We start from the raw sequence: 19,053 nt of genomic DNA, 5'->3' as shown, positions 1-19,053 counted from the left end.
CAATGGCGGATAAACGTGCAGATCACCACAGAGACAGCAGCCGGCAGCAGTCGGAGCAGGACAAGTCTCATCCCTTTATCAATGAAAAGATCGTACGTCCTCCTATGACTAAAAGGCAGGAAGCCAGAAGAGTCCTGCTTACTGTTTTCTGCGCTGTATTGTTTGGCGTACTGTCGGCAGTATGCTTCGTGCTTACCAGGCCCGTGGCCCAGCGGCTTATGGGGCAGGAAATAGGATCAGAGGGAAGTCAGATCACCATTCCAAAGGATGAGCCTGAGACTGTGCCGTCCACTGGGGAGGCTTCGGTTTCCGAGTCTGTTTTGGAAACAGAGCCCGTGGATGAAATGATTCGTTCAGAGCTTGAAAAATACCAGTATTCGATGGATGATTTTAATAAGCTTTATGGAAATCTGCGCAGCGTTGCTGCTGATGCAGATAATGGCCTGGTGGTGGTACATTCCATACAGCATGAGATGGACTGGTTTGATAATCCCATAGAAACATCGGGACAGTTTTCCGGTGTGGTTATAGCCAGGGCCCCAACGGAGATTCTTATATTAACTCCAGAGAAAGCTGTGGAGGCTGCTGATACCATTGAAGTAGCATTTTCCGACGGCACAGTGCTGCCTGGTACGGTTAAGCAGAGTGATTCGATTATGGAGCTGGCAGTTGTAGGCGTTGACGGATCGCAGATGAATAAAGAGCAGTTTGATAAGGTGAAGGTGATTGCTCTGGGAAATTCTTACGGTGTGAAGCAGGGAGACGTAGTGGTAGCTGTGGGAGCCCCGGCAGGAATTGTCCGTTCCAGCGCCTATGGCAGTATTTCCTGTGTGCTGCGGAACGTACAGGCAGTGGACGGCGCTACCAGAATTTTTTATGCAGATGTGGCGGGAGATTCGTCTGCGGGAACCTTTGTGCTGAACACTGAGGGAGAGCTAATAGGATGGACGACGGATAAGTATGACGAGAGCAGCGCCAGTACCATGACGAAAGTAGCAGCTGTTTCGGACTACAAAGGTGTATTGGAAAAAATGAGCAATGGCAGCGAAGTGCCTTACTTTGGAATCCAGGGTCAGGAGGTCAGCCAGGCGATGGAGGATAGTGGCATGCCGGAGGGCATTTATGTAATTACCTCGGTAAATGACAGCCCTGCATACAATGCGGGTATCCAGCCCGGAGACGTTATTACCTGGGTAAACGGGGCGAAGATAGGGAATATGAAGGATTTCCAGAATCAGATAGAGGCTCTTAGCTTAGGGGATAAAATCAAGGTAGCTGTGCTGCGCAGCGGAAAAAACGGATATACAGAAATAGAGTTTCAGGTAACAATCGGAGCCAGGTAGTGAGAACGCCTGGCTGCGCTGTTGCCAGGGCTTTAGATGGGCTGTCAGAAAGTAGAACTGGGGGTGGCCATGCTGGAGCGTGGGTTGCGGCTTATAGCTTATAGAAAGATGAGGAAAAGAGAGAATGAAATATATTGACGCCTTCAGAGAAGGCATGCATGTGGCAGATGTGTACTTGTGTAAAAACAAGCAGATTGCGCTTACCAAGAATGGCAAGGAATACGGTAATCTGGTGCTCCAGGATAAGACAGGGACGATTGATGCTAAAATCTGGGATTTGAATTCCCCGGGAGTAGGGGAGTTTGAAACCATGGATTATGTTCATATAGAAGCGGACGTGACGCTGTTTCAGAGCTCCCACCAGCTTAATATACGCCGAATTCGAAGGGCTCAGGCAGGAGAATATGCGGAGGCTGATTATTTGCCGGTATCCAAGAAGAACATTGAGGAAATGTATCAGGAGCTGCTGGGATTTGTAGACAGCATCAAGAATCCTTATCTTAATAAACTCCTGTCTCTGTATTTTGTGGAGAGCCCTGCGTTTGCAAGGGCATTTCAGTTTCACTCAGCTGCAAAGAGCGTGCACCATGGCTTTGTGGGCGGATTGCTGGAGCATACGCTGAGTGTCACAAAGCTGTGCGATTATTACGCGGGATATTATCCTCAGCTCAATCGGGATCTGCTTCTCACAGCTGCGATGTTCCATGATATCGGAAAGGTGAAGGAGCTGTCACGATTCCCGGAAAATGACTATACGGATGATGGACAGCTTTTAGGCCATATTGTGATTGGGACGGAGATGGTCAGCAGCGCAATACGGGCTATCAAGGATTTTCCTCCCGGACTGGCTTCAGAGCTTAAGCATTGTATTATCGCCCATCATGGGGAGCTGGAGTACGGTTCTCCGAAGAAACCGGCTCTGCTGGAGGCATTGGCGCTGAATTTCGCAGATAACACAGACGCCAAGATGGAAACGATGCTCGAAGCACTGAACGCAGGCGGAGAGAATAAGGGGTGGCTGGGGTACAACCGGCTGCTGGAGACGAATATCAGGAAGACAGCAGAGTAATTTAGCATTGACTGTGTTTAATAAAGGTATGGAGCAGGTCAAATGATAAAAGGCATAGTTAAAGGTTAATGTACAGGCCGGAGACTGCCCTTAGATATAGGTAAGGTGCGTTTCCGGCCTGTTTTCTATCATTTTGTAAGAGGAAGGATGGAGATATGGAGAAAAATCAGGAGTTCGTGGTTGCCATAGAGGATATGAATGAGGACGGAGCTGGAGTGGGCAGGGTAGATGGGTACATCTGGTTTGTTAAGGATACGGTTATGGGGGATGTAGTTCGGGCTAAGGCTATGAAAATGAAGAAGACCTATGGCTTTGCCCGTCTGATGGAGGTGCTGGAGCCTTCGCCAGGCCGGGCAGAGCCGCTGTGTCCGGTAGCAAAACAGTGCGGGGGGTGTCAGCTTCAGGCAATGAGCTATGAGGAGCAGCTGCGGTTTAAGGAGCGGAAGGTGCTTAATAACCTGCTGAGGATTGGAAAATTTTCCAGAGATGAGATTGAAATGCTGCCTATTATAGGGATGGAGAAGCCCTGGAGGTACAGGAATAAAGCTCAGTTCCCATTTGGAGAGAACAAGGAGGGGGAGATTATAACCGGCTTTTATGCCGGGCGGACTCACAATATTATTGAAAATGAGGATTGTCTTCTGGGCGTGGAGGAGAACCGGGAAATATTAGGAATTATAAAGAGGTTTATGAAAGAGAACGGGCTTCGTCCCTATAGTGAAAAAGAACACAAAGGACTTGTGAGGCATGCGCTGATTCGAAAGGGCTTTCGAACCGGGGAGCTGATGGTCTGTCTGGTGATTAATGGGGAAAGACTTCCGAAAAAAGAACGCCTGGCAGAACTGCTGCTGCAGGTGAAGGGAATGACCAGTATTTCCTACAGTATGAATCGGGAGAAAACCAATGTAATTATGGGTAAGGAGATCGTAGATATCTATGGGCCGGGGTATATTACGGATTATATCGGAGCTGTAAAGTACCAGATTTCGCTCCTATCATTTTATCAGGTGAATCCGGATCAGACAGAGAAGCTATATAGGACTGCACTGGAGTTTGCGGAACTTACAGGAGATGAAGTGGCATGGGATCTTTATTGCGGGATAGGAACAATTTCTCTATTTCTGGCTCAGAGGGCTAAGATGGTTTACGGAGTGGAGCTTGTGACTGAGGCTATTCGGGATGCCAAAAAGAATGCCGAAATAAATGGGATTAGGAATGTGGAGTTTTTTGTTGGCAGGGCAGAAGAGGTACTGTTGGAGGAATATGAGAAGAATGGGCTGTATGCAGATGTAATTGTGTTGGATCCGCCACGGAAGGGGTGTGATGAGTTGTGTCTGAATACCATACTTAAGATGGGGCCTAAGAGGGTGGTTTATATAAGCTGTAATTCGGCTACGCTGTCTAGGGATTTGAGGTATTTGGCGGATGGGGGATATAGGATAGAGAGGGTTCGGTGTTGTGATATGTTTCCAGGAACTTATCATGTGGAGGTCGTGATAATGATGACGTATTGTGGTGATAAGAAGAAATAACAGGGATTGGCCACAAGATGTTGTGAGCCTGGGTAAAGCAAAGTTAAAAATGGCTGGATTTGCTCGACTTTTTATTCATTTTAATAGATGTGTACGAGAAAAAGAGAGTCATAGAGTGATTGGGGAAAATTAAGGAGAGAGGAAGAAAATAGCATATAGAATAAAAAATCAATTGTGAGGAAGAACAGAACTTGTTGCTGTGACAAAAAATATTAAATTGAGAAAACTACTTGACTAAAATCCTTAAAATGGTAAAATGGTTATAGAAAATAATGATAGAAAGGATTGGAGACACAATTGAATTACGAAGTAGATATTCCTCTTAAACCATTATATATAAGAATGATTGCCGAAGCAATTCCAAATGCATATTACTTATATGACGAACATGTAAATGAACAAAACTTTCTTACCGATAATGGAAGAGATGGTGAGATTTGGAATTATATAAATAAATGTGCATCAGAGGTTTTACCTGTAGATTCTTTTCAAATTGTAGTAATGAATAGAGGGATCTGGAAATTCCTTGGGCTTTATGATAAAGAGACACATTATTTATATACACTGATGAGAGAAAAAAATCTGACCAATATACAGAAAAAAATCTCAGATCATTTATTTCATTACCTAAATGCGTTGAGTAAGTTGAATGATGAACTTGCCGAAACATACGAACCGATTTATCATCAAATGAGTTTATTTGGTGTAGATTTCTATGATGAAGAAGGAAATGAAGTGTTGGAAAAAATTTTAAAATCAATGATTAGAAAAATCGATGGAGATATCGAACGGTATGTTTTGATTGCATTTGATTCCGATAGATTTGGTGTTGTCAAAAATATAAGAGGCATTATTCCTTCAAAGGGATTAGATTTTTATAAAGATGAAAACTGGAACACATATATTGCAACTGAATATGAAATATCAGAAGAAGCAGGTCAAGAGTCAGAAGTTTTAGAAAATATTGTTTTATTGCAGCGTAAGCCAAGGATGAAACGAGTTGAAAAAACAAAAAGAACAACAAAGAAGATAAATGAATAGAGGTAGATGTTATGTCTGAGAATTTAACATCCTTTAATGGAGAAAGGTTAAAAACAGCCAGACTTTATAATTCTATGACAATTACTGACGTCGCTGAACAAGCAGGTGTTTCGAAACAGGCGATTTCGCAATTTGAAACAAATAAAGCGGAGCCTAAGCTAGAAACAATGATAAAGTTATCTTCTATATTAGGATTTCCCAGAGACTACTTCTATGGGGTGTCTAAAAAAGAAATTGTCATTGGAGATACCTATTTTAGATCAATGGTTGCGACATCTAATAAGGAAAGAATGGCACAGATCGAAAGAGTGAAACTTTTTGTAGCAATTATGAACGTAATTGGTGAATATATAGAATTTCCACAATTAGCTTTATGTGATACAAATGATTTGAATGATATTGATGTTGAAGAACTAGCAGAGAAGGTAAGGAAAGTATGGGGACTGAAAAAACAACCAATTGCTAATTTGATTGATGAAATGGAGAAGCATGGTATTTTTGTGAACTCTGTTTTTACAAATACAAAACATATAGATGCATATAGCCAGATTCAACAAGTTGATGGTAAAACAACGGCAGTGGTAATTCTCGGAAGTGATAAAGACAATGCATTTAGAAGAAATTTTAGTGCGGCTCATGAATTGGGTCATTTATTATTAGATGATTTTTATAATGTAGATGATTTGTCAAAATTGGAATATAAGGAAATGGAAGATACAATGAATCGATTTGCAGGAGCCTTGTTAGTTCCGAAAGAACTTTATACAAGTGACTTGATGACATCTTCAAAAACTGATTTGAACTTTTATATTAGATTGAAAAAAAAATATCATGTTTCAGCAGCAGCATTAATTGTGAGAGCAAAACATCTTGAATTAATAACAGTGAATCAGTATCAATATTTAATGAAACAATTATCTCAAAAAGGATACCGAACAGCTGAGCCATTAGATAAGGAAACACCAACTATTAAACCAAGATATATAAAAGAAGCAATGAAAATGATAATTGAAGAGGATGGTGTTACGGGAAAAGAATTTTTGGGTGAGTTAGAAGAAAATGGAATTATATTATATAGTAAGACCGTTGAAGAAATTTTAAATTTACCGGAAGGATACTTATGTCAAAATGATAGTAAAGGAGAAGTTATAGAATTACAAAGAAAGTAATTGGTATTTAGAAGAAATTCTTTACATAAAAAGAACAGGATTACTAATCTGGCTCTTATGTCAAAAGCAATTTCTTACTAGATTATCTAATCAAAAGCAGCAAAACATTAATGAGGAGGGCGGGGATATCTTCGCCTTTTTAATATAAGTTATTAAGAGATGAGCAAAACGTTATGATTTATAGTTGAACGTTAGCAGTTATCTTTGCAATTAGAAAAGAGATGAATTTCTGAGGACAGCAAAGCTAACGTAAGTCCAAAACTTACACCACAGAGATACTATGAGAGCAAAAAGCATCAGGAGAAGTCTTTAAGGGACAACAGAATTTCTGCCGGGTACGTCCTTTGTCAGAAAACTTACCATCTTTCCACATGGCGAGCCCGGCTTCGCAGATAGGATTTCCTTGCGGGAGCAGCTTTGGATTTTTGGTGTTTCTTTTATTCAAGGGAATAATGCACTCACCTTCGTAAAGTTGTTTTACCTGGTTGTAGATGTTTTTAACATCGTAGCCTTTATCAGCGAGAAAGGTGCATTCTGCAACAGAGAGAAAACCGTGCGTATCAGCCAGAATATCCAGAGCAACGGTGGAATCGTTAACCTCGGCGGTTGTAGTCATTTCATAAATGGGAAGTCCAGAAATACAGTCTACAAGGACATGATTTTTATATCCCCAGTAGAATTTATATTTCTTTTCAACCGTCTGGTTGGAAGCAGCATGAACTCCGAGCTTACAGTCCTTATCAGCTTTTGGCTGGTAAGCAGGATTAAATTTATTACTGATGAAAGATTTGGGATTGTTTTGCGAGGTATTTGCTTCTATGGGAGTGGAATCAAGTCCTATAAAGGAAGAGTCAATGATTTCCTTATCGGCAAGGGAAAGAACCTGTGCTTTCATGATGTCAGATAAGATGGAATGATCGAAGTTAATTAGAAAACGGTCAAAGGTCCAATAAGATGGAAGTGGCCCGGAAATATCAAAACCGCAGTAATGAGCAATGAGAAGGTTGTTATTCAGATAATCAACAAGGTCAGAAATCATGGAAAGGCCTTCACATTTCATAACGATAAAAGCACAAACCATAGCATGGTTGGAAAACCCTTTTCGCCCTGTGACAGGGTATTCCTGAACGGAAGAGAGGTCAAGATTCAGGAAAAGGGAATCATAAAACTTAGCCACTGGCTGAGACGTAAAAAGACGAATATCTTTTAAAATTTCCTGGCGATAGATAACAATCAGCGCCTTTCGGTGTTATTGATTTTGACAACTTAATTATATTAAAGTGAGCTGATTGTTTCTATAAATTTGGAGTGATAAAGAGGTTTGCCATGCCTCGCAAAGACGCATAAATACTAGATGTGTGGAGTTTTGCTCATGGCTATAAGTTATTTGAAAAGAAGGTAATATTTTGGATTTGAATAGAAACGCAATAAATAGTCACATAAAGACGCATTCCAAGCGTTCTGTAGAAGATGATGCTGCCGTTACAACATTAAAATCGTTTTTGAGTTCAGATGGCAAAATAAATACAAATTTTTCTTATAATGATAAATGGCCGAATATTGATGGATCATTCGAGTTTGTTTCGAATCCAGAATTATCAAGAATGCCGGAACAGAATTTTATTGTTCAAATAAAAGGCACTACTTGCTATACGGAGAAGGATGACATTATATCATATAGTTTACAAAGTTTGGCATTTCCTGCTTATATTGCGGGTGAGGTGACCTTAGATCCGGGTATTCTTTTTGTTGTTCTAAACCCTGAGATTAGGGGACAAAAGAGAGTGTTTTGGAAATATATGTCTCCCAAAGTGATCCATTCAATAGATTTTGAGAAAGATAGTACCACTATTAAGTTTTGTCTCGAAGAGGAAATTAAAGATACGGATGAAAGTGTAAGCAGGTTTTGTGAAAAGCTTAAAGAAATTGAAAAGACTCATTTATTTTTGAATAAACTAAGAAATGAAATACTGACCAAGGAAGATGCAATAAAGATTATTAAGCGTAGATGTGAGGATATATCTTCAGAAATCAATAGATTTAAAATTGAAGGCAAGTCCCGCGACTATATTTCAAATAGAATAGTAAATGGATTATATGACTTATGCTACGCTGCACTAATATTAAATGCTGTTAAATTAGGATATGAGAATGTTTATGAGCGTTTGGCATGGGAGATAGCTCAGTTTAATGTTGAAACAAAATACTTATGTAATTTTTTGAAGGGTATCAAATATGTAGGCTCAAGGATTCCAGATGATGGACAAGCAGAAAGATTGATGTTGAAATACTATAGTTATCTTTGGGAAATCAGGCGCTTTTTAAAGAATAGCTATGATATTAAGGTGTTAGATAATTTGGAGGAATTTCCATTAAATACAGATAAACTTGATGAAGAATATTATAAAATGGTGGCACATAGCATTTCTTCTATAGATTTGACTCCGAAGAATCCTACGGTAACCAGGTATTATATTCAGAGAAAAACGCCATTTTTTGTAAATGGAGAAAGATATTTCGAAATCACATTACAGTTAGCTGGGCGTTTTGCAACAAAATTTAATAGAATCACTGTATATACTAAAGAAAATATTTCAACTAGATATTCTATACAAATTGCTTATGAAAATGCAGAAATAACTTTATGGAGGGTAAAAAATAAAGTTAAAGTTGTGACGAATTGGAAAGTGTCTGTTGACCCTAGATGTTTAAATTTGTTAAGTAAAATTCTATATAAAAGTACAAAAATCAGTTCGAAATATGGAGAGTATAATTCATTAATGAATTTCCTTACCAAGACAGGCATGAACTTTTTGGATATCATTCGATTGAGTGATGCTAATTATAACAAAGTACTAAATGATATTTTTGGAAAAACAAATACTTCAGAAATTAAGGAGATTTTTGATGAATTAAAACTTAAATACTCAAAATCATCAAGTCAAAGTGGGCAATATACAATACGATATATATTGCTTAATTTGAGGGAGGAGACAATAGAAGAAGTATTACCCGACTTTCATAATGTGAGGACACTAAAAAATGGCCCATATATCTCAAGTAAGTGTTATCCATTTGAAATAAAGCCATTTATTTCAAACATAGCAGGGGGGAAATCTAGCAAGGGTAGATTAACAGATATTCTTGAAATTGTTGATGACCCTCAAAAGTACAATATAGTACGACCTTATTTAGAGATTGAGCGGCAGATAAAGGAAACAGGAGAGTTGTATTTTAATATGGATTCTGTGGCAAATCTGGAGAAAGTTGATAAATATAACGCAAATTTGTATGAGTGGGAAAAAGGCCAAGGATTTTCAATAAAAAGTAATAATAAATTACTTTTTATCGAGTTTTATGAAAAAACCACATTGTCCATACTAACAAAATTAATATCTTTATCTAAGTGCGAGAATAAAGGACAAAAGACAGTAAACGCTGAGTATATTAAAAGATGTAATAACGATTTTGATGATAAGATAAAAGAGTCTGCTTTGAAGAATGCATTTGTAAATACCAATGTAATGCTTATTTATGGAGCAGCAGGAACAGGAAAGACTACATTGATGAATCATATATCCAATATGATGTGTGATTCTAAAAAGTTGTTTCTTTCAAAAACACGTACAGCCTTAGAAAATTTAGAAAGAAATATAAAAAATCCAGGAGCTGATGGTATTTTTAAAACGATTGATAGTTATGTAAAATCAAGTACAATTTTGGATTATGATATTGTATTCATTGATGAGTGTAGCACTATAGATAATAGAATGATGGATATGTTTCTAAAGAAAGTAAATAAAGAAACATTACTTGTATTGTCAGGAGATGTATACCAGATTGAATCAATTGATTATGGAAATTGGTTCTATTATGCGAAGGATATTATCAAATCAAAAGATTCTAATGTTGAACTTTTTAGTACATGGAGAACTGATAAGGAAGAGCTAAAGAGTTTGTGGAGCGAAGTAAGAACTGTCGAACCGATAATTACAGAAAAGCTTTCCATGGATGGTCCATTTTCTTCTGATATTGGAGAAGATATATTTGTACACGAAGATGGTGAGATTGTATTGTGCTTAAATTATGATGGGAAATTTGGGTTAAATAGCATGAATCTTTATTTTCAAAATGCGAATACATCCAGCAAACCATATTCGTGGAATGGATGGATATTTAAGGTCGGAGATCCGATTATTTTTGTGAATCCCAATCGTTCATCATTACTTTACAATAATCTTACGGGAAGGATTGTTTCTATTTCAATTAATGATAGTGCGATTTCATTTACGCTTGATGTTGATACTGTTTTGAATGAACAACAGTGTAGAAATGAGAGTTTTGAAGTACTGCAGAGAATGGAAGCGAAGACAAGAATTCTGTTAGATGTCATTGCGTATAATGATGAATTGAAAGATGAAGACCGAATTAAGACAATCATTCCTTTTCAGATTGCATATGCAGTATCCATTCATAAGGCGCAGGGGTTAGAGTTTAATTCGGTAAAAATAGTAATTCCGTCTAACAATGCAGAAAAAATAACGCATGATATTTTCTATACTGCAATTACTCGTGCTAGGGAAAAACTTAGAATCTATTGGAGTGCCGAAACGATGCAAAGTATAGTGGAGGGGTTTACCAAAGAGAAAAAAGAACAAAAATCGCTAACGCTGATCAAGAAAAAATTAGGGATAGATACTGATTAATGGGAAATCAAAGGAGCAAAAGAAAAATAGATATCATTTTTATAGCATAATTCAAAACAAGTTTCATTATGCTATCACAAATCATATAGTAGCAGAGATTATGTATAAGTCTACTGATTATCATAAAGAACATATGGGACTGACGACATGGAAGAATGCTCTGGAGGGAAAGGGTTTTAAATCAGATGAGGTAATTACAAAAAATTATCTTGACATGGAGGGAGAAACATACATGAATGATAGAAAGACCGCATTGAATATCCGCAGCAGTGCAGCAGAATTTTTGATCTTTTCTATACAGGAAGACGCGGATACGGTAGAGGTATTATATCAGGACGAAAACTTATGGCTGACACAAAAGATGATGGGACAATTATTTGATGTGGAATCGAATACCATAACATATCATTTGAAAGAGGTTTTTGATAGTGGGGAACTGGATAGAGAGGCAACTGCTCGAAAATTTCGAGTAGTTCAAAAGGAAGGTAACCGGTCGGTAAATCGGGAGATTGAGCATTATAATCTGGATGCAATTATCTCTGTTGGATATCGCGTGAGTTCCATGCGGGCTACTCAGTTTAGAAGATGGGCTACCCAGGTACTGCGAACCTATGCGATACAAGGTTATGTAATGGATCGAAAACGGATGGAAAATGGTTCTTTCATCGGCGAAGATTATTTTGAGAAACTGCTGGAAGAAATTCGGGAAATCCGACTAAGCGAGAGGCGGTTTTATCAAAAAATAACAGATATTTATGCAACCAGTATTGATTATGATAAGGATTCTCCATTAACAAGAAAGTTCTTTGCCAAAGTGCAGAATAAAATGCATTATGCAATTTCTCACCAGACCGCTGCAGAGATTATATACAGCAGGGCAGATCACACGCAGGAACATATGGGATTGACATCGTGGAAAAACTCTCCGGATGGTAAAGTTTTAAAATCCGATGTCAGCATAGCAAAAAATTATTTGTCGAAAGAGGAACTTGAAGATTTGGCGAGGATAGTCAATGCTTTTCTGGATTTGGCAGAAGGACGGGCAAAGCGACACATTCCCATGACAATGCAGGACTGGGCAGAGCGAATTGATAAATTCTTGTTGGCAGATGATAGGGACCTTTTAGAGAATGCAGGGAAAATTTCTATGGAGATTGCGAAAGGATATGCTGAAACGGAATATGAAAAATATCGTATTATCCAGGATCGGCTATTCGAATCAGATTTTGATAAAATGGTTTTGCAGGTGAAAAAGGATAATGCATGAATAATAAGGGGGTAAAAACCAACGGATGTTTCTGTCAAGGCGAAAGTACGCCTTTCAGGCATCCGAATCACACCCTCAACACATGTGGAGACTGTAACACTTTTATCCCAATAAAAAGCAGATGATGATATTGAGGTTGAATTGGAGTTAAACAAGCTGGATTTGACTTCGGCAGAAAGTAAGGTAACTTATGCTAAGATTAAGGATTATGTCTTAAAAGAGCATGGGTTGAAGGTTTTCTATCTATATATTTCACAGGAAAAGAGAAGGTGCTGAATAGAGGTTGGGAAAAATTATAACCTGCCGAAATCGGAGTATAGCAGACAGCCTCAGTGTCCAGGTGGATTGCAGGATTATGTGGATGTGTGAATGAGTTAAATGGATGTACTCTCGTATTGACAAAGGAAAATTAGAATGCTAGAATGGCAATATCTTAAGGAGAGAGGTGAAAAGATGAGAAGATAATTTACTTTTGATTACATGAATGTTTACGCAGTATGGGCGATAATGCTCATGCTATTTGTCATGTTGCCAAAAGTGGATTATGTTCTCATAACCTCTCTTTTTGTGTGCATAAAATTTTAGTGCTGGATGTATTCCCTCTTTTTGGATATCATATGTGGTTATAGTATGTAAATGGAACTGTTTGGCAACGAATGGTTCCTTTTTGTTATCGGAACCATGAGAGGAGGAATATATATGGCACAAATTAGTGTAAATAATCTCACTTTTGGTTATGAGGAAAGTTTTGACTATGTTTTTGAGAATGTTTCATTTTCTATCGATACAAACTGGAAACTGGGTTTTATCGGCAGAAATGGAAAAGGAAAGACTACTTTTTTAAATCTCTTACTGAGGAAATATCCATTTTATGGTTCTATAAGTGCAACGACAAAGTTTGATTATTTTCCTTACAAGATCGTTGAATATCAAAACGAATTGCCTATGGCAGTGTTTATGGAAGATTTGAAGCCGGGGTGCGAAATGTGGAGAGTGATTTGTGAGTTGGAAGAGCTGTCAGAGAGCCTGGAAATTTTGTACAGACCTTACTGCAGCTTAAGTCCCGGAGAGCGTACAAAGGTATTGCTTGCAATTTTGTTTTCGGAAGAAAATGAGTTTTTGCTGATAGATGAACCGACGAATCATCTGGATAAAAATGCCAGGGAGTGTGTGAAAACTTATCTGACTTCTAAAAAAGGCTTTATACTGGTTTCACATGACAGAGATTTGCTTGATGCATGTACGGATCATTGTTTGGTATTGAACCGGTGTAGCATTGAAGTGCAAAAAGGTAATTTTTCAGTTTGGTGGGAAAATAAGCAATGGAAAGATAAGTTTGCCATTTCAGAAAATGAGAAACATCGGAAGGAAATTCAGAAGTTGAATAGGGCGGCAGAGCGGGTCACTAAGTGGGCGGATAAGAATGAACATACAAAAATAGGATTTGACCCCATAAAAGAGCATGACAGATGTTTAAGTACAAGAAGCTTTATCGGCGCAAAAACTAAAAAGATGCAGAGTCGGGTGAAGCAGATGGAAAAGCGTGTTGAACGGGAGATTGAAAAAAAGAGGGCCTTCTGCAAAATATAGAATTGCCAATAGATCTAAAGCTGATTCAGCTGACTCACCACAAAAAGCTCCTTGTTAATGTGAAAGAGTATAGTCTGAAATATAAAGACTCAGATAAACTAGTGTTTGAAGGGATCTCTTTCAGAATTGGAAATGGAGACCGAGTTGTATTATCCGGGAAAAACGGAAGTGGAAAGACAACGATTATCAGAAAGATTTTGCAAAAATGTAATCCCGATATAACACCCGTTGACATAGTCGAAGAAGGACTATGTGAAGTAGCGAGCGGTCTTATTGTTTCATATGTTGGGCAGGAAACAGCGGGGTTAAAAGGTGATATTACAAATTATTGTAAAGAACACAATCTGGATAAGAGTTTATTTTGTTCCATACTCAGGCAGCTTGATTTTGAACGGGAGCAGTTTTTGAAAAATATAGAAAACTATTCAGACGGACAGAAAAAGAAAGTGCTGTTGGCGACAAGTTTACTTACACCGGCGCACCTTTATATTTGGGATGAACCGCTAAATTATATCGACATTTTTTCGCGGATGCAGCTGGAAAAATTAATTTTAGAATATCGACCAACTATGTTATTTGTTGAGCATGATGGAAGATTTTGTGAAAAAATAGCCACCGAGGTAATTGAATTATAAATTTGAAAGGAGATTTGCTATATGAGAAATATATTTGTACAAGGTATTCAGAGGGGGCATGAAAAAGTACTCTGGTAAATAGTATTTCAAAGTTGAATTCTTTGAATGTTCTTTCCTTCAAAATATAATTGAGGACTTGATTTTGTTTCACATGCTTAGTGATGAAGAGATTATCATGTTTTATCGTAATTTGTTTGAACTGGTGGATACACAGAAATTTTTGTTGTTGTACCTACATACTGATAAGTTGAAAGAAAATATCAAGATTATTCAAAAAGAACGTTGCGATGATGTGGGAAATGAGTTATGGTACCAGATGATGTTAGAGTGCATGACTGTGGGCCGAGAGATGAGCCAACGCCCTTCATTTCCTCGTCGCTCATGTCCAGATAATAGGACAAAAGAACGATGTTCCGCTTGCGCTCCGGTAATGCCGCCAGTGCTTCGTATTGGTGCTGGATTTTTTGTGAGAAGAAGATTGTTCCATACGGTTCACCTCCTTCCTGTTTAGGATTAAAGAAGCGTTTCGGTTTTCTCCTATTTTCGCTTACTACCCGCCAAGAAAAAGGCTGTTGGTTGCGTTGCTGGAACCTCCTTTATAGAAAAAATTGCAAAAGAGCCCGGCTGAAATAATCAGCTGGGCAAAAAGGCGCATAGGCTCCGCTTTTTTATTTTTAAAACAAGGAGCTATTGCCGGAAAGGCATAGGCCCGGCATAAGAAAATAGGCTTTTTTCATGGACAACAACACATTTTAAGAGAGAGTCTTTCAACATTCGGGATAATCTTATAGCTTCCGACACAGCCATACCTGATAATAGATAACAGCAGGAAATTTACCTGACTAAATCAAGGAGGCTGTGCTTGTGGAAGCCAAAAACCGAACTATTAACGAGATGATTGCCCAGATGATTACAGAAGCAAGAAAACGGGGTTACAGTGAGGTTGCTATTGGGAGGAAAATCACTCCTAAACTTCAAACGGTTGCTGCCTACTATGAAAAAAGAGGCGTCTGCTTTTATGACCCGCAATCACCAGGGAGTTTGTTGACCTGCAAAAAGAACGCCTGAACCGGAAGGAAATCACCATCCATTATTACAAAAGGGTAAAATCAGCAGCAAACCGCCTGGATGAGTTTTACCTGACAGGAACTCTACATTTAAATATGCCGAAGCATGGAACAAAGTATCAGATTTCGGAAGAAAATAAAAAACGGATTGATCTGTTTCTGGATTATTATACCCCTGATCCAGGGACAGGTGGTGACACAGCATGTCAGAATTTACGGATCTGATCACCATTTCTGTATACCTGGTTTTGCTGCAAAAGTGTAAGATGAATCCGATTTGGGTTATGGTGCTGGCAGGGGGCATGAAGGTGGCGGTCTCGCTGTTTTTCGAAGTTTTATCGTGACAATATGTCTAATAATTATCTAAATTCCCTACAACTTTTGCACATAAAGCTGCAAAACCTACAGCTTTGTAAAAAAATAATGTGAAGTTGTTGAAAATAAAAAAACCGTATGTTAATCTTGAACTAACAAAAAAAGAAACTGTTGTATGAAAAAATCAAAATTAACAAAAGGAGAAGGGCTATGAAGAAAAAAATGTTAGCACTTGGGTTGGCTGCTTTGACTGCAGTCATGTCTCTTGCAGGATGTTCGGAAAAAACGGAAACCTGGACGGTTACCTGTCCCTGGGCGCCATCTGGTGTGGCAGCCATGGTAAGCCAGAAAGCAGCCAGTCTTTCAAACACTTACTCAGACAAGATTGTACTGGTGGCGGATGCCGTAAAAGGGGATGCGGCAACGGTAAACAGCTGGGTGGCAGAAACAAAAGCAAATGATTCGGAACTGGTATTTGCAGGAGAAGGTCTTTTTTCCATTACCTCGATCCTGGATCCGGCGAAGATGCAGTTCAGTTATGACGATTTTGAATTTGTTGAAAATCTGTATTCCTCCGTATTTGTCATGTCGGCAGATGCAAAGCTTGGAATCACTTCAATCGATGAATTAAAGTCTTACATGGATCAGGGAAATCAGATTTCTATTGCAACAAACGGAGCAACCGGATCGGAGGCCTTTTTGGCGGCTGCACTGTTTGGTTCCATGGGCTATGGAAACCAGATCAAGATCGTTGCATACAGCTCAGCGGCTGAGGCAGCCCAGGCTGTGGCAAAGGGAGAGACAAACTTTGCAGTATCCCATCAGTCCCAGATTTTAGAGACCTATCAGCAGAATGGCGTCAGCATTGTCTGTGCCTTTGATGGCGAGGATATTGCAGACGGTCCGTTTGCAGGAGTGGAAGGTGTCGGTAAGTACGGATATCCTTACTTTAGAAACCGTTGCCTGATCCTTGCACGCAAAGGTACAGATGCAAAAAAGATTGCGGCATTAAGAGAACTCTATGACAAAATCCTTGCAGACCAGAGTGTCAGCGAGTGGCTGGCGGATACTATGCTTCTGCAGGTAGACACCATGACCAATGATCAGGTATTAGAACACATTGAGAACGTAAAGAGCATTGTAAACGAATACAAGGATCTGGTTGTACAGTAACCAGTGAAGGAAATATCATAATCATGAGGATGCTGTGTAACGGCAGCATTCTCATTTTACACTTAGCCGCGGCGAGCGGATGTTATGTCAGCCGTGAGACATATTCATAGCAATGACGGGAGGAAGGAAAACGATGCAGGAAAAGAAACTGGATCAGATCGTATCCAGATTAAAGGAAAAGCAATTTACAATTCCGACCGATCTGGTCGGAGCCATATTATTTTTTGCATTGGGGGCATTTTTATTTCTGATCATGCCGGAACAGATCCCTGTTTCGGAAAGTGATGTCGTAAATGGAAGAGTATTTCCAAGACTTTTATTTTTGCTCATGATGATCTGCAGCTTGATTCTGATCATTCAGAATGTTGTAAAGCTGCTGAGAAAGGAACCGGTTCAGACGTATACGTTTCATCTGTTGACAGAGATCAAGGCGTTGTTGATTCTCGGCATCCTCATTATGACTTATCTGATCTGTAAAGTAACGGATCTGTTTGTGCTGGGCGCTGTTTTTTGTGCAGTCAGTTTCCTGCTTTATTTCCGATGCCGGAAAAAAAGCTATTATGTGATTACGCTGGGGCTGTCTGTGCTGATCTGGGCGGTGTTCCGTTTTGGGCTGAACGTAAAATTTTAGAGGAGGAAATGTGAGATGGGTGCTTATATCGGATCGGCGCTGAAAATGCTGTTTACGCCGGAAAACTTTATTTGGATGAATCTCGGGGTATTTATCGGATCTGTGTTTGCTGCAATCCCCGGACTTACCGTAATCCTTTGCATTATCCTATTTTTGCCGTTTACCTACAAGATGACAGCGATCCCAGGTATGATGTTTCTGCTTGGAATTTACTGTGCGGGAGGTTATGGCGGAAGCGTATCTGCAATTTTGATCAATACGCCGGGAACACCGCATGCAGCTACCACCATGCTGGACGGACATCCACTGTCAGAAAAAGGACGGACAAAGGCGGCCTTGAAGATAGCTTTGTATGCATCTACGTTTGGAGGTATATTCTCCGCTTTAACCCTTTTATTTTTAGCACCGCAGGTGGCGAAGGTTGCAGCAAACATCGGAACGGCAGAATATTTCCTGGTTTGTGTCTTCGGCCTTACGATCATCGCCGGAATTTCCGGAAAGAGTATGATCAAGGGAATCATCTCAGCTTGTGTCGGTCTATTTGTTTCCTGTATTGGAGCGGATCCGCAAACCAGTTATGACCGTTTTACCTTTGGCATTTCCAGATTGTATCTGGGTCTGGATCTTGCAATCTGCCTGATCGGTCTGTTTGCGCTGATTGAGATTTTGAAGAAGGCAGAGCTGAAGCCGGATCGTTTAAAGCTGGATACGTCCAGAATTGCAGATGATGGAAAAATTAGTAACGATGAGTACCGCCGCATGGTACGCCCGGCATTTATTTCCTCGATCATAGGCACGATTATCGGAATCATTCCCGGAACCGGAGCGTCTATGGCATCCTGGTTCAGCTATGACGTGGCGAAAAATATGTCGAAGCATAAGGAAGAGTTCGGACACGGCTCAGTAGAAGGAATTGCTGCTGCAGAAAGCGCAAACAACGCAGTAACCGGTGCAACGCTCATTCCGCTGCTTACGCTCGGAATTCCGGGAGACGGCTGCGTAGCCATCATGCTGTCCGCGCTGATGATCAATGGACTGAATCCTGGCTTAAGCCTCTTTACGACGCAGGGAGATATTATGTACGCGATCATGATCGGTCTTTTATTTGTAAACCTTTTCATGCTGCTGCAGGGAAAATATCTGACGAAACTGTTTGCTAAGGTTGTCTCTATCCCGCAGGAAATACTTACACCGATCATTGTGATTTTCTGCTTTGCGGGAGCTTATTCGGTGAATAAGTCCTACTTCGATGTAGCAGTAACGCTGACATTTGCCGTGATTGCCTGGATCTTGTATAAGCTTGATTTCCCGACAGTTCCGATTCTCCTCGGTCTGGTACTTGGAAATATGACAGAAACTAATTTCCGCCGTGCGCTTTTGATCTCAGAAGGAAATCCATCTATTTTTGTAAGCAGTCCGTACTGTCTGATCTTTATTGCGCTGATCGTAGGTGCAGTGGCTATGATTGTGAGAAGCAAAGTTAAGGAACGCAATGCCCGGAAAGGAGTTTAAACC

14 protein-coding genes and 1 pseudogene are annotated in these 19,053 nt (G+C 39.6%); 14 read left to right on the top strand and 1 reads right to left on the bottom strand.

The genetic code is table 11. The features are described from left to right. Positions 1-2 precede the first annotated feature (2 nt). The 5 genes from FYJ39_RS05000 to FYJ39_RS04980 all read left to right on the top strand — a co-directional run bounded on the left by FYJ39_RS05000 (position 3) and on the right by FYJ39_RS04980 (position 6,154). A complete protein-coding gene (locus tag FYJ39_RS05000) occupies positions 3-1,343 on the top strand; it encodes a S1C family serine protease (protein WP_154471345.1) in 1,341 nt (446 codons plus the stop codon). A 124-nt stretch (positions 1,344-1,467) separates the two neighbouring features. Next, positions 1,468-2,412, top strand: coding sequence for a 3'-5' exoribonuclease YhaM family protein (locus FYJ39_RS04995; RefSeq protein WP_154471344.1), 945 nt, complete (start codon positions 1,468-1,470; stop codon positions 2,410-2,412). A gap of 155 nt (positions 2,413-2,567) precedes the next feature. After that, positions 2,568-3,944, top strand: coding sequence for a 23S rRNA (uracil(1939)-C(5))-methyltransferase RlmD (rlmD, locus tag FYJ39_RS04990; RefSeq protein ID WP_154471343.1), 1,377 nt, complete (start codon positions 2,568-2,570; stop codon positions 3,942-3,944). A gap of 297 nt (positions 3,945-4,241) precedes the next feature. Then, entirely contained in the window at positions 4,242-4,985 is a 744-nt protein-coding gene (locus FYJ39_RS04985; RefSeq protein WP_154471342.1) for a DUF5986 family protein, read from the top strand. Positions 4,986-4,996: 11 nt separating this feature from the next. Continuing rightward, positions 4,997-6,154: a helix-turn-helix domain-containing protein gene (locus FYJ39_RS04980; RefSeq protein ID WP_154471341.1), complete on the top strand. Its 1,158-nt coding sequence runs from the start codon at positions 4,997-4,999 to the stop codon at positions 6,152-6,154. A 262-nt stretch (positions 6,155-6,416) separates the two neighbouring features. Here FYJ39_RS04980 and FYJ39_RS04975 read toward each other — a convergent pair whose 3' ends face one another. Then, a complete protein-coding gene (locus tag FYJ39_RS04975) occupies positions 6,417-7,331 on the bottom strand; it encodes a transposase (RefSeq protein ID WP_328597518.1) in 915 nt (304 codons plus the stop codon). Between the two features lie 229 nt (positions 7,332-7,560). Here FYJ39_RS04975 and FYJ39_RS04970 point away from each other — a divergent pair, with 229 nt between their 5' ends. The 9 genes and pseudogenes from FYJ39_RS04970 (at position 7,561) to FYJ39_RS04930 (ending at position 19,050) form a co-directional block, all read left to right on the top strand. Next, positions 7,561-10,860 carry an ATP-dependent DNA helicase gene (locus tag FYJ39_RS04970; protein WP_154471340.1) on the top strand — a complete coding sequence of 1,100 codons (3,300 nt, stop codon included), beginning with the start codon at positions 7,561-7,563 and terminating at the stop codon, positions 10,858-10,860. Then, entirely contained in the window at positions 10,850-12,127 is a 1,278-nt protein-coding gene (gene rhuM / locus FYJ39_RS04965) for a RhuM family protein (protein WP_328597520.1), read from the top strand. The genes FYJ39_RS04970 and rhuM overlap by 11 nt, the downstream gene beginning before the upstream one ends. Positions 12,128-12,826: 699 nt before the next feature. Beyond that, positions 12,827-14,352, top strand: a pseudogene (gene abc-f / locus FYJ39_RS21470) (ribosomal protection-like ABC-F family protein). Positions 14,353-14,527: 175 nt separating this feature from the next. Beyond that, entirely contained in the window at positions 14,528-14,863 is a 336-nt protein-coding gene (locus FYJ39_RS21655; RefSeq protein ID WP_195840379.1) for a hypothetical protein, read from the top strand. Between the two features lie 353 nt (positions 14,864-15,216). Further along, positions 15,217-15,420 (top strand): hypothetical protein, encoded by a 204-nt coding sequence (locus FYJ39_RS20440; RefSeq protein WP_195840378.1) that lies wholly within the window; start codon positions 15,217-15,219, stop codon positions 15,418-15,420. A 202-nt stretch (positions 15,421-15,622) separates the two neighbouring features. Then, positions 15,623-15,763, top strand: coding sequence for a hypothetical protein (locus tag FYJ39_RS04945; protein WP_195840377.1), 141 nt, complete (start codon positions 15,623-15,625; stop codon positions 15,761-15,763). Positions 15,764-15,944: 181 nt separating this feature from the next. Beyond that, the gene (locus FYJ39_RS04940; RefSeq protein WP_154471338.1) at positions 15,945-16,907 is read left to right on the top strand and encodes a type 2 periplasmic-binding domain-containing protein; all 963 of its coding nucleotides are present in this window, start codon (positions 15,945-15,947) and stop codon (positions 16,905-16,907) included. Positions 16,908-17,040: 133 nt separating this feature from the next. Continuing rightward, the gene (locus tag FYJ39_RS04935; RefSeq protein WP_195840376.1) at positions 17,041-17,538 is read left to right on the top strand and encodes a tripartite tricarboxylate transporter TctB family protein; all 498 of its coding nucleotides are present in this window, start codon (positions 17,041-17,043) and stop codon (positions 17,536-17,538) included. A 15-nt stretch (positions 17,539-17,553) separates the two neighbouring features. Continuing rightward, a complete protein-coding gene (locus FYJ39_RS04930) occupies positions 17,554-19,050 on the top strand; it encodes a tripartite tricarboxylate transporter permease (RefSeq protein ID WP_154471336.1) in 1,497 nt (498 codons plus the stop codon). Positions 19,051-19,053 lie beyond the last annotated feature (3 nt).

Origin of the sequence: Clostridium porci, assembly GCF_009696375.1 — a bacterium.
Lineage (GTDB): Bacteria > Bacillota > Clostridia > Lachnospirales > Lachnospiraceae > Enterocloster > Enterocloster porci.
This window is presented reverse-complemented; position numbering and strand designations above follow the sequence as displayed.

Excerpts from the sequence above, each read along its gene's own strand:
- FYJ39_RS05000 (WP_154471345.1), top strand. The coding sequence starts at position 3 with ATGGCGGATAAACGTGCAGATCACCACAGAGACAGCAGCCGGCAGCAG.
- FYJ39_RS04995 (WP_154471344.1), top strand. The coding sequence starts at position 1,468 with ATGAAATATATTGACGCCTTCAGAGAAGGCATGCATGTGGCAGATGTG.
- rlmD (WP_154471343.1), top strand. The coding sequence starts at position 2,568 with ATGGAGAAAAATCAGGAGTTCGTGGTTGCCATAGAGGATATGAATGAG.
- FYJ39_RS04980 (WP_154471341.1), top strand. The coding sequence starts at position 4,997 with ATGTCTGAGAATTTAACATCCTTTAATGGAGAAAGGTTAAAAACAGCC.
- FYJ39_RS21655 (WP_195840379.1), top strand. The coding sequence starts at position 14,528 with ATGTTTTATCGTAATTTGTTTGAACTGGTGGATACACAGAAATTTTTG.
- FYJ39_RS04945 (WP_195840377.1), top strand. The coding sequence starts at position 15,623 with ATGTCAGAATTTACGGATCTGATCACCATTTCTGTATACCTGGTTTTG.
- FYJ39_RS04940 (WP_154471338.1), top strand. The coding sequence starts at position 15,945 with ATGAAGAAAAAAATGTTAGCACTTGGGTTGGCTGCTTTGACTGCAGTC.
- FYJ39_RS04935 (WP_195840376.1), top strand. The coding sequence starts at position 17,041 with ATGCAGGAAAAGAAACTGGATCAGATCGTATCCAGATTAAAGGAAAAG.
- FYJ39_RS04930 (WP_154471336.1), top strand. The coding sequence starts at position 17,554 with ATGGGTGCTTATATCGGATCGGCGCTGAAAATGCTGTTTACGCCGGAA.